Genomic DNA, 12,156 nt, shown 5'->3' on the forward strand with positions numbered 1-12,156 from the left:
TTTTTTTGCACCTATCCCTGTTCTATTTCTATTTCTACCAAAACATTTGGCGGCTGCCGCTATTACCTAACAGTCTGGTTAATGCTTCGGCATAGAAGTAATCACCGTAAATAAGCGGCACATCGATATTTTTACCGGTTGGGAAAGAACCTGTTGCATGCAATACGATAGCTTCATTCCCGCTGTCATAGCAGGCACACTGACGATCTATCGCCTTTACCAGGCGAAGTGCGCAGCGCTCGTACATGCCGCCTTGATCTGCTGGCAGCAGCTCGCTTAGCAGCAGCATGCCGCTTGCTGCAATTGCCGCTGCGGAAGCATCGCGCGGCGCGCCCTCATAGGCTGGCAGCCTGAAATCCCAATAAGGAATATGATCTTCCGGCAAATTAGCCATAAAATAATGAGCCGTCTTTTGGCTTGCGCGCAAATATCTTTCTTCCTTCGTATAGGAATAACATATTGCCATACCGTATATCGCCCAGGCTACTCCCCTGGCCCACGCAGAATCAGGCGAGTAGCCTTGGCCGCCAAGCGCTGACTCCCGTTCTCCTGTTTCTGCATTAAAGCAGACAATGTGGTACACGGAGCCGTCGGCCCGAATAAATTCCTTGAGCACAGTATCCGCATGCCGCATTGCAATATGACGATATCTGGCATCGCCAGTTTCCTCCGAAGCCCAGAAGAGCAGGCTTATATTCATCATGCAATCGATAATTGCCCAGCCTTCGTTATGCTCCTCGTTGCGCCATACATAGCTGTTCCAAGCGCGAATGAAGCTGCCTTGCGGATTAAACCGGCCAGCGAGTATGGAGGCCGCCTTCAAAGCGCGCTGCTTCGACTGTTCATTTTTTGTTATTTTATAGCTGGCTACCGAGCTGAGACACCACATAAACCCAACATCATGATGCAGCTTTGTAAATTCATCGAGCGCCTCATCCTGAGCGGCTTCGCAAACCTCAGCAAGCTGTCTTAAGCTCTCATCCTGCTCTTCCCTGTAGGCAAGCCAAAGCAGCCCCGGCCAAAACCCGGATGTCCAGGCACTCGCTGCAGTCCGATCGTATTTGCCATTCTGGCTGGCATGAGGAAAGCCTGCCCCGATCGCCTCGCTCATCTGCTTGATCTTGCTGGAAGTACGCTGCCACGCTTCCTCTGCCCATTGCTGCTTCTCCATCGTCAGATCGCTCCTTCCTGTTTAATCTATGATTTAATAAGCATTCGAATTTGAAACGAATAGACACCTGGCGTTACCTTGGCAATATCCCAACGCAGCGGCACCGCAATAGCGGAAGGAAAAATGGACACCGCACGGGCAGTCAGGCTATGCTCATCCAGCACGAATGACTCCCCTTCATAGGTGAGTTCCAATTGCTTCTCCTCCAATACGTCAGCGATCAGCTTTCTTTGGCCGCGGCTGGCTTTACATACAGGCTCGCCGGCAGTCAGTATCGGCTCAATAATCGATAGCCTGTCGCAGGCAAGCCTGATATCAAGCTCGTAATGCTTAATCACGGCATCGTCTTCCAGGCTGTAACGGATGCTATAAAATGCGGCGCAGTCATAACAGCTCTGGTTATCAACTGCTTTTAGCCTGCCGTTCACCACTGCTTCAGCTTTATTGATATTGGCGTCCACCGCTCCATGAGCTTCATGCTCATAAAGATTGCTATAGGCTCTGCCCTCATGCATAAGCTCAATTCTTGGCGTTATCGGCTGGTCCATATGCGGCAATGCCTGCGGCATATTGTATGCTTCGTATAGGCGATAGGACGTCATTGCGCCAAGCTGGATAGGACCTGCCTCTTCATGCCATAAATAACTGATTGCCCCGCCTGTCGGCGCATTGCGTACAGAAGTGCAGCTGACAGTTGCCATCCACTTCTGCTTGCGCAGCTGAATAACCGCAAGCTCCTTGAAGCTTCGGGCACCGAAGCTCTCTTCTGATGGCAGCCGCTGCGGTTTTGCAGGCGAACATAGCTCAGTCGCGTAAGCTATGGCAACAGACAATGCATCTGATCGGTTAATCGTAGAATGAATGCAGCCGTGCTCGAACATTTGCTCATGCATCGGTCCGTATCCGAATAGTCCGTCACAGTATCGCAAGCTTCGCTTCAAATAGCTTGTATTCAGCTCAGCCGCTCTTAAAAAAGCCGGATGTCCATTCGCCAGCAGCATAAAGGCCATCTGCGAGCCGTGAGCGGTTTTGCTGCCGAACAGCGTCCATTTATAATTGCGGCTGCCGAAGGAATTGTCGATTGAGCCGTCAGGGTACATCATGTTCATATGCGCAGCAAGAGCATGCACGGATGCCGCCATCACCTTGCTGTCATTGGTTAGACGAGCATACTCCGCCATTGCTCCAATCGACATATCAAGGTTATACCCGATATCAATCATGCTGGTCATTTGCGTAAAGGGCCTCAATCTTGTCTTTTCGCCGTACAGCCAGCCGTCATAGCTAAGCCGGGTATCAATAAAATGATGCATAAGCTGTTTGGCCTGCTTGCTATATTGCGGCACTTCCACGATACGGTCAGCCAGATGCAGCGCTAACGCGGATGACAAATAATAATTAATATTCGTATTGCCGCCATCGCCAAACGTATTCGATACCCATTGCGCTGAGCTTGCAATAAGCGGCAGCAGCTCTGCGCTGTCCGCCCTCAAGCTGTCTGTCTTTTCGTCTGAATAATCAGAATTGTCCGCCAAAAATCGTGTCAGCTGATCATAGGCATGGCATAGCGCGAGCAATTGAAACACCGTCGTTCCCTTCCAATCGGACTCCGGTTCATTGCGCCAGCCGCCATCCTCTTCCTGCGTTCTGCTTATATAGAGCAGTAACCGTTTGGCCGCCTCGCGGTATCTCGCTTTTCCACTAACCAGATACATATAATAAAGCGGGAATACAGCATCGCCGCTGCGCCCATGAACGGTACCGCAGCCCTTGCACCAAATTCCGCCTTCATCTGGGTGCCCCTTAGCCGTCACTTGAGCTTCAATCAGCCTGTCGCAGCAAAATTGAATAAGTTCCTGCATCTCTTGGCGCAGCATAGCTCCGCTTTGATTTGCTTCCATCGCTTTCCCCTTCCTTCTAAGGGCGTTTAATAAAAGTGCCATAGCTTTCGATAAACTGCTCATAGGCATCGGCCGGAAGCGCAAGCATATCCCCTGTTTCCTTCATATGCTTATCCAGGCTGGCCAGCATGGACTTTACAGTCTCAGCATGCGGCGGCTCAATAGCGAGATTCTGCTGCTCCTGCGTATCCGCTTCTATATCGTAAAGCTCCAAAAACAGCTCATCCTTGAATATATCCACCATAAGCTTGCTCGTTCCGCGGATCATAGTGCGCTGGAAGTTGCCGCGCGCTCCATTACCGTCAAACTGTACAAAAATATCCCTCTCCGAGCACTTATTACCATTAATTATCGGCATCAAAGACTGGCCGGAAAAAGCGCCCCCGCCCTCAAGCTGCAAATAATCGGCAAGTGTCGGCATAACATCAACAGCGCTGACTGGCTCTGCAATAGTCTGCGGGCTTATACTGCTTGCTTTAGGAAATTTCATGGCAAGAGGGGTACGAACCGACTCCTCGTACATGCACATTTTTTGATACAGCCTGTGCGAGCCCAGCATCTCACCGTGATCGCTCGTAAATATAAGGAGCGTATCGTCATAAATGTCCTGTTCCTTCAGCTCATCTATTAATTGCCCCACACAGTAGTCCAGCAAAGATACTAAACCTAAATATACTTGCCAAATGGATTGCCATTGTTCTTTCGAATAACTGTTGCCAATAGCTCCAGTCAGATTGTACAGCTGCAAGGGCGATTGCCCATAGGACCATTGTGCAACATTGTCAGGCAGCGGCTCATCCTTATACATCGAGTACCAGGGCTCAGGCACATCAAGCGGCGGATGCGGCGCCACAAACATGGCACTTAACAGCAAAGGCTTGCTGCGGTCTCTTCCGCGAATCGCATCCAGCGAGGTTTTTGTAATATAGCCGTCATAGAAATACTCTAGCCCTTCCTCATAACAGCCGGTTGTCGGAATCGAATAACGCTTGATGCGTGTTGTTTTTCCTCCTGCCATTTCCGGAACGATGCCTTTAAAGCGAGGTCCGCCCGGAGAGCGTTTGCCATGCTGCTGCAAGTAATCATTGTAATGATCCTCCAAGGTATGCCAATGAATGTTAGAGCAGTTCGATTGAATATCCTTCATATTAAAATGCTGCTTTCCGGTATGCCAGCAATCCCATTGCTCCTCCATCATGCTGTACATATTCGCTGTGCCTGGATGGACATAACCGTACTCGGCATCCTGCGGCTCCCAAGGATTAATAAGCGAGCCGTTCACATTCGGGTACATGCCGCTAAAAAACGCACCTCTGGCCGGCACGCATAATGGTGAAGCGCAATAAGCCCTCTCAAACACGGCACTTTCCTTCATCAGTCTGCTTACATTCGGCATATAGCGTTCATTGACAACGTCATAACGCAGCTGATCTGCCATAATGACTACGACATGCGGTTTTTTCAGCTTACTTGTCTCCATCCGTCCTCATCCTTTCCACTATGACTTCTTCAGCGCCAATCTCTGCTCTTAGCACGCCTTCCGTCACTTCGAACGGTTGACAGCTTTGTTGGCCATCAGGAAACTTGCGACAGACAAGCCATGTTCCGCAAGCTATATCCGCAATAAGCACATTTGTACGAGTTGACGTATGGTCAGCGGCGATAAAGAGCTTATCCTCGAATAACAAGCCGCTTCGGCTAAACAACACCAGCCAGCCCTGCACGAGGACGCCTGCTGTTTTCTCATCCTCTGCCAGAACCGCTGCGGCAGCCTCTGTTCCATCATGATCCTTAATCTGCATGGCATGAAGGAAGATATCGCGCTCTGCAGCAGCCTCCGGCTTCACTTCAATGCGCCAGGAGCCCTGCTCGATTGTGGCGGAGTAATCGTTGGCATAGTTAACGCCGCGCGACTCAAATTGCCTGCCATCTCCGCCAACGGTGGTGATAACCGCCTTTTTTGGCAACAAAGTATCAACGACCAGTTCACCGTTGTAACCCTCCTCCGTCCGTGCAATAACCGAGCGCTTGCCTGTTACTTTTGGCTGTTCGACGCTGTGCAGCAGCCACGTTTTCTCAAATGCTTTGCTGGCTGATTCTATTGCGTCAAAAACAATCATGAGGGCTGGTATTTTTTCTTGCTTTAAATTGATAAATACAAAGGAACGTGTATAGTTCCGCACCTTCTTTGAATAGGCTTTTGTCAAATCACCCTTCAAATAAGAATAGTCCGGCTCCTGCTTGCAAGGCCCGTAGGAATGTGCAAGCACCTTGCCCCGCTCATATTGTCCGCTCAGCAGCTCAGCTAAATTTTGTGGCGGCTTGCCTGCGCCAGGCCAGCGCTGCCCGCCATCTATCACATTAGGCCAGGTCAGCTTGCCATCCAAAATATAAGGCTGCTCCTTAATCTCATCCGGATCATAGACCAGCATGGCATTATGAGCGATTGTGCGCTTGAAATAGTACTTGTTATGCGGCGACTGATACTTGCCCGATGAACCCTTATAAATGCCCGAGTCGATCGCGAGATAGCCTTTATAGTAGATTTGAAATGCACCGGCATCGAGATGCTGGTGATTGTTGTATTGATACATGCCTATTTTCATTTCAGCCACTACTGCAGAGGACTGCTTATTGATTGCCGCTCCTTCATTCCAGCCCGTACGCGCAATCATGATGCCGGCCGGCTCTGCAAAATATCGGGTAAGCGGAAGCTCCTGCAGCGGCTTTAGCTCTGCACCAGGATTATGAAACAGCAAGGCGAAAAGCAAATATAAATCCGGAATACACGGATGCTCAATCGCTTGCTGCTGCAAAAAATAGCCGTTATTGTAATAGTTCCCTGCCATTAGGTAAACGAGCGGAAACAGTTGAATATATTCATTCTCTGCATACAGCGGATTGTCCGCATCGCCATCCCGCAGCAGCTTGCCATCTGGCCTGCGTGTATAAATCCATTGATAGCCTATTAATTCCTGCGTGGAATCAAACACCTCTTTATAGCCCATTCTGCCAAATAACCAAGTGGCAAACAGCTCCGCTTGATAGCGATAGCTGCCATAATTATCACCCTGATGATGCCAGCCGGAGGGATAGAAAAAATTGCGTGCGGGTACGAATTCCTCAAAAAATCGTCCTGCGGCATAGTCGTACATCTCCGGATCATCCTCATAGATCGCGATGCCAGCTGCCATCATATCGCGCATCAGCATCCATTCGCTTGTATGTCCGACGAAGGCTCCTTCATGGACCGGCGGATATCCGCATTCCAGCAGACCTGCAAGCCGCTTGAGCTGGCTGACCAGCTGCAGCTTCTCTTCCTTATCAAGCAGTGCATTGCACCAGTCGTATACTAGCGCCAGCGCCACCATCAACCGTCCTATTTCACGCGAAATATCCTGCAAATTGGGATTGAAGCTGCGCTTGGATGCAAGCAGCGCCAGCTTCTTCGCAGACAGCCCAAGCTGCTTGTCCTCCATCACCAAATATTGCAGCGCATAGGATTCAATCGCATATACAATATCTAGCGTGCCGCCCATAGACAGCTCAAGCCATGCCTCTTCCGACTGAGGGGCAAAAGCTTTCATGCGCTCCCACATGCTCTGCATATCCGCATGCTGCAGCCGCTTGCGCAGAGGCTCAATATTTTCTGCACGCAGAAATAAACAAGGCCTCTCTGCGGGCGGCGTTATTTTCGGCTTGCTCCACACTTGCCTCACCACCCCTGATTGCGAAATGTATAATTAATGATGCAAAAGTCAAGCTGTTAAAAAGTATACAATTGAAGAAGCTCTACAGCGGCTTAATAGTCTGCATAACGGACCTAGAGCGGAACTCGAGATGCTTTCATTTTTTAACGAATCCTGAATACGCTATTTCGCATAAAATGCCCCTTTTGAAATTCTAATGAATCACAGAGACGCTATCTGTGAACAAATGGTCATTGGGCACCATTTTATACCCAATAAGCACGCTACGATTCGTTACATTTTCAAAACAAGCTTTTTCGGTGTAATAACGCTACTAGGGAGGGTGTCGATTAATTGTGGATAGGGCAATAAGCAGTCGAAAGGGATGCTACTACGATCAAGTTTGGGATTCCGACCGCTGTTGTAGTCCAATTTTTTTGATGAAATAACCCCTGTAAAGGATAAAATTGGCCTACAAAGGCGGACGCTGCCGCTTCTCCATTCCCAATCTTGCTCTTCGTTCCCCTTACTTTTTGCTTACTAATAGTTGCCCACAATTAATCGACACCCTCCTAGGATTCGTTAGAGTTTCCAAACTACCCTTAGAATCACAAAAAGGCCAAATTTCTTAAAACTAAGCACAGGAAATGCACTTAGCTTTAGCTCGTGAGTGCTCGTTCTTAATCCTTAACAGGTACACTTGTCAGGCTAGCGTTAATTGTTATATTTTCACAAAATCACTAGGCGCCATGCCCTTGTACTGCTTGAACACTTTGCGAAAATGCTTGTAGTCGGGATAGCCTACCTGCCTGGCGATTTCCGTCATGCTGAACCCGCTTTTTTGCATCAGCTGCACGGCGATACAAAGTCTGTACTCTGTCATATACTGCACGAAGCCCATGCCGCTCTCCTGCTTGAACAGCCGGCTCAAATAAGCCGAGTTAAAGCCCAGCTTGTCCGCAATATCAACCATCGACAAATCGTGCATATACTCGCTATGAATCAGCTTCTTCATTTCTTCTACCGCCTGCTTGCCCTGCAGCGGCTGCTCCGGCACAGTATCGATCAGCGCCTCGCGCTTCTGCCCCTGCGCATGGAGCAGCTCCTCAATCCGCTTTAGCGCTGCACAAATTTCAGTACGGTTAATCGGCTTTAAAATATAGTCAAAGGCGCCATGATGAATAGCCTGCTTCGCATAATCAAAATCACTGTATGCTGAGAATATAAGCACAGGCATCGTTTTCCCGCGCGATCTCATTTCCTGCAGCAGCTGCAGCCCATCCATTCTCGGCATGCGAATATCCGTAATGACCAGATCAAAGGCTTCCTGCTCAAGCAGCTCCAGTGCCTGCATCCCATCTCTGGCGGCAGCAGTAACTGTAAACTGAGGACAATCCCGTTTAATGACTTTTTTCAATCCTTCCAGCATCCAAAACTCATCATCCACGATTAACGTCCTTAGCATCTGCTGCTCCTCCTTCAATTCGGATTTCAATTTTTGTGCCTTGCTGCGGCTTGCTCCAAATATTCATGCTAAACTGATCGCCATAGAGCATATAGAGACGATGATAAACGTTGCGCAGCCCGATATGATTGACCTCAGTGTTCGTATCCGTGTCCATTTCCTTGGCGCGCAGCCGCTCCTGAACGGACAACAGCTTCTGCTCCGTCATCCCGATTCCGTCATCCATAAACGCAAAGCTGGCTGTATCCCCATCAAGCCTCGCTTCCACAACAATATGACCCTGATCAATTCCTGCAAATCCATGATTCACCGCATTTTCTACAATCGGCTGAAAGACAAGCTTCATAAAGCGCATCCGTTTAATTTCAGGATCGACCTGCAGCTTCAAATCAAGCTTCATTGGAAAGCGGACATTCACAATGCTCATATAGGCCTGCAAATGATTCAGCTCTTCCTCAACTGTCGCCGTCAATCCCCCAGTAATGCTGTATTGCAGCATCCGCGATAAAGAATGGCTGACCTCCGCTATCTCATCCCGGTCATATACCTCGGCGATGCAAGCAATCGTATTGAGCGTATTGTACAAAAAGTGCGGATTGATTTGCGCCTGCAGCGCCCGCATTTCGGTATTTTTCAAATGAATCTGCTGTTGGTATTCCCTCAGCTGCGACTGAAACACCTCATGATTCATGCGATGCAGCTCTGCTATCATCCGGTTAAAGCTAATGCTCAGCCTGCCAATTTCATCTCTTGCCATAACCGGCAAACTTGTTTCGAAATTCCCTTTTCCTACTTCAACCATGCGGCGCTCCATAACCTTGAGCGGCTTTGTAAACATGCGGCTGAGCGCTGTTGCCAAAAAAATAATTACAATTAAAGCACCTACTGCAAGCACTACGATAAAGGTTCTAATCCGGTACAGCCCATAAGCCAGCTCCTCAAAAGGGACAGAGCCGATAATTTTCCAGCCCGTTTCAGAGGACGTATAAAAGCCGGCCAGCATTTGCACCCCTGCATATTCAAAATGAAAAAATCCAGACGGCTCCTGCTGCACCTTCCTTAGTAGCTCCTCATCGTCCAGCCAGTCCGGCAGCTGCTGTGAGGACACAACCGGCTCGCCCTCAGGCGTCATCATCCATACATGCCCGGACTTGCCCAGCTGAATATTTTCGCTCATGCTCAAAATCGTATGCGGGGTAAAATCAATAAGCAATGTCCCTTTCGTTTTGAACTCGCGATTATCAGTCAAGCGAACGGAGAAGGTAACGACCTCCTCCCCCTTTACATAGTTTTGCGGATGTGCCGTATTCAGCCTGAAGCTGGTTTGCTCCTTTACCGCTTGATACCATGGGCTTTCACTGAAATTATAATTCAGCTTGGCAACCTCGCCCGTCCCGTTGTATACAAGCAGCCCGCGATCCGTCACAAGAAATATTCCTTTGAAATCATCACGGAAATTGCCGATATTCTCAAACAGACTGCGCACATTGCGCTCTGCATAAATCGATGGCGCTGTTCTTTCCTCCGTCCATTCATATAGCACCGTTTGAACATCGGGATTGAACCGAATAATGTTGCTCACCCGTTCCATTTCCTGCACGAAGGCATCAAGCCTGCCTCCTACCTGCTTGGAAATTTCCAGCGTATACTTCCCCAGCTCATCCTCGAACGCCGACTTCGACTGTTGAAAAAAGAAGGCGGCGAAAAACAGAACAGGCACAAGGCCGATCATAATAAAAATGATCAGCAGCTTATTGCGCATATTCATATTTCGAAATAGCGAGTTTTTCTTGATGAGCGTTTTCATATTCGGTTCCTTTCGCGTTCAGCCTATGCAATGATGATATAGCTGTAGCAACCAAAAGTTTATTCCGTCACTCTAAGCAAAATTGGTCTTCCGACCGCTGTTGTACGCTCAATTTTCTTGATTTAATTAACCACTAAGTGGTTAAAATTGACGTACAAAGGCGGACGCTGCCGCTTCTCCAGTTCCAATCTTGCTCTCCCGTTCCGCATACTTTTTTTTTAATAGATTAACATTAATCTATAGCCATCACTTAACTTTAACCTTTTACCGCACCCGCAACGCCCTCTACAAAATAACGCTGGAACGCGACAAAGATAATGATAATAGGAAGCAGCGATATTGTAGCTGCTGCAGCCATCCCCGTCCAGTCGATACTATGCTCGCCGACAAACTGGTACATTCCGACACCTAAAGTTCTCAGCTCCGGCTTGTTTAGTGTAAAGACGAGCGGCAGCAGGAACGAATTCCACGCCCACATAAACTGCAAGATTGCAGTCGTTGCAAAAATCGGCTTGGACAACGGAAGCATAACCTGTACGAACGTACGAATAAAGCCCGCTCCGTCAATTTCGGCCGCTTCCTCCAATTCTTTCGGCAAGCCGCTGAAATGCGCTGTAAACAAAAGAATAAACAAAACATGCGCGCCGCCAACCTCGGCAAGAATAATGCCTGCCAGCGTATTGTTCAACCCCAGTGCATTAATGAACACATAAATCGGAATAATAGTATATCCCTTTGGCATAAACATCGTGGCCGTAATAGCAGACATAAATACAATTCTGCCCGGGAACTTATAGCGTCCCAATACATAGCCTGTCATTGCACAGACAGCTACAACAATAGCAACTACAGATACTGTAATAATGGCAGTATTAATAAAGTAAGTCGAGAAATTGGCTGTATGCCAGGCTCTTGCATAGTTGTCGAATTGAAACTTATCCGGCAGCAAGCTAAAGCCTTTCGTGATATATTCCGTATTGGTTTTTAATGAAGCAGCAATCATCCACACAAACGGATAAATCCATATAACCCCAACAACACTTAATAAAATATATACAATCGTTTTTCCAATTCGCTTATTTTTGGTGATCAGCATGCGCTGCCCCTCCTCGCTTGCACTGCTCCGTTTAATGTGCGGCTTTCTTACCGCCTGAGCGCTTCACTAAAATTCCTAGAATTAACGAAATAAACAAGATTGCGATACCGTAGAATATACCAGCCGCTGATGCAAAGCCTGATCTAGGCAAGCCCATTCCTTCAAATGCATAACGGTAAATATATAAATCGACCATGTCGGTACTGAAGGCAGGACCGCCGTTCGTCATTGATTTCACAAGATCAAATACATGCAGCGCGTTAACTGTTGACAGGAGCAAAATAACACTTCCTACTGGCAGCAACAGCGGGATTGTAATATACCGGAATGACTGCATGGCATTCGCGCCGTCCACCTTGGCCGCTTCGTATAGTTCTTTTGGCAAAGACTGCAAGGCAGCAAGCCAGTACACCATTTTCATCCCGAATGTTTTCCAGATGCCGACTACAATAACGATAATTAAAGCCGTATCCATCGATCCGAGCCAGTCAATCGGCGAGCTGATAATTCCAATCTTTATCAAAATCTCGTTAACTAACCCGTTATATGCACCAAATATGAAGCGCATTACGATACCGATTACCGCAGTCGTTGTAACAACCGGCAAGAAATAAATCGTCCGGAATAGGGTTGCACCCTTCATCCAATCCGAATTAAGCGTAATAGCCACTACAAGCGCTAATGGGACTTGAATAATAACTAAGAAGAACATAAATATAAAGCTGTTTTTAAATGCATTCCAAAATAACGGATCTTGAATCGTTTCCCAATAATTATCAAACCCGACAAAATCGGTAAGCGGTCCAAAGCCGCTCCAGTTAAAAAAACTGTACACATAACTCATTACAATCGGATAAAGAGTAAAACTTAAAAAAAGAATCAGCTGCGGAAATATAAACAAGTAACAGTAAAACAGCTTTTTACGCCTCATCTGGCTCATTTTTGCTGTTTTTTTCGGCAGCTGTTCCTGTGTGGTTGCAGCAGCAAGGTTTCCCATCATAAGCCTCCTTTTTCGGCTATGCGTATC

At 47.9% G+C, this 12,156-nt stretch carries 9 protein-coding genes; all 9 read right to left on the reverse strand.

Going from position 1 to position 12,156, the window contains the following annotated elements; genetic code table 11:
* Positions 1-34 precede the first annotated feature (34 nt).
* Positions 35-1,171, reverse strand: a complete 1,137-nt coding sequence (locus tag V1L65_RS05230; RefSeq protein ID WP_331698021.1) for a glycoside hydrolase family 88 protein — start codon at positions 1,169-1,171, stop codon at positions 35-37.
* A 26-nt stretch (positions 1,172-1,197) separates the two neighbouring features.
* Positions 1,198-3,072: a hypothetical protein gene (locus tag V1L65_RS05235; RefSeq protein ID WP_331698022.1), complete on the reverse strand. Its 1,875-nt coding sequence runs from the start codon at positions 3,070-3,072 to the stop codon at positions 1,198-1,200.
* Between the two features lie 16 nt (positions 3,073-3,088).
* Positions 3,089-4,552 carry a sulfatase family protein gene (locus V1L65_RS05240; RefSeq protein ID WP_331698023.1) on the reverse strand — a complete coding sequence of 488 codons (1,464 nt, stop codon included), beginning with the start codon at positions 4,550-4,552 and terminating at the stop codon, positions 3,089-3,091.
* The gene (hepB, locus tag V1L65_RS05245; RefSeq protein WP_331698024.1) at positions 4,539-6,782 is read right to left on the reverse strand and encodes a heparin/heparin-sulfate lyase HepB; all 2,244 of its coding nucleotides are present in this window, start codon (positions 6,780-6,782) and stop codon (positions 4,539-4,541) included. Before hepB ends, V1L65_RS05240 begins: the two co-directional genes overlap by 14 nt.
* Positions 6,783-7,111: 329 nt before the next feature.
* Entirely contained in the window at positions 7,112-7,318 is a 207-nt protein-coding gene (locus tag V1L65_RS05250; protein WP_331698025.1) for a hypothetical protein, read from the reverse strand.
* Positions 7,319-7,482: 164 nt separating this feature from the next.
* Positions 7,483-8,226 (reverse strand): response regulator transcription factor, encoded by a 744-nt coding sequence (locus tag V1L65_RS05255; RefSeq protein ID WP_331698026.1) that lies wholly within the window; start codon positions 8,224-8,226, stop codon positions 7,483-7,485.
* Positions 8,201-9,994 carry a sensor histidine kinase gene (locus V1L65_RS05260; protein ID WP_331698027.1) on the reverse strand — a complete coding sequence of 598 codons (1,794 nt, stop codon included), beginning with the start codon at positions 9,992-9,994 and terminating at the stop codon, positions 8,201-8,203. Before V1L65_RS05260 ends, V1L65_RS05255 begins: the two co-directional genes overlap by 26 nt.
* 295 nt (positions 9,995-10,289) lie before the next feature.
* Entirely contained in the window at positions 10,290-11,129 is an 840-nt protein-coding gene (locus V1L65_RS05265) for a carbohydrate ABC transporter permease (RefSeq protein WP_331698028.1), read from the reverse strand.
* A gap of 31 nt (positions 11,130-11,160) precedes the next feature.
* Positions 11,161-12,129 (reverse strand): carbohydrate ABC transporter permease, encoded by a 969-nt coding sequence (locus tag V1L65_RS05270; protein WP_331698029.1) that lies wholly within the window; start codon positions 12,127-12,129, stop codon positions 11,161-11,163.
* Positions 12,130-12,156: the final 27 nt, after the last annotated feature.

Source organism: Paenibacillus sp. IITD108 (genome assembly GCF_036541265.1).
Classification (GTDB): domain Bacteria; phylum Bacillota; class Bacilli; order Paenibacillales; family Paenibacillaceae; genus Pristimantibacillus.